This is a genomic window from Sphingobium sp. SG1, from assembly GCF_057063145.1.
Genome location: NZ_JBVVOJ010000080.1, coordinates 1 through 277, shown reverse-complemented (window position 1 = coordinate 277; position 277 = coordinate 1). Strand labels below are relative to the sequence as shown.

Annotated in this window: 1 pseudogene; it reads left to right on the top strand. The window is 71.8% G+C overall.

What is annotated here, in order from left to right:
- Window positions 1-277, top strand: a pseudogene (locus AC0KVN_RS27630) (outer membrane protein assembly factor); the annotation flags it as partial.

The window sequence follows — 277 nt, the reverse complement described above, 5'->3', positions numbered from 1 at the left end:
CCTGTGCGGTCGCAGGGTGGCTGTGGGCAGCAGCACCGCCGCCTGCAGCGCCTCTCGCGCCGGCGGCCCCCACCAGCCAGGCGCCGGCGAAGCCCGATCCCGACGCGCCGATGCTCGATCCCGATGCGCCGCTCGCGCCCATGCCCGATCTCGGTGTCGCCTGGCCCGATCTGTCCAAGACCGACGCGACCGCGGCGGTCGATACTGGCAAGACCGCGATCGCCGAGCTGTCGCATTACACCTACCGGATCGACGGCGTCGAGGCGATCGATGAAGG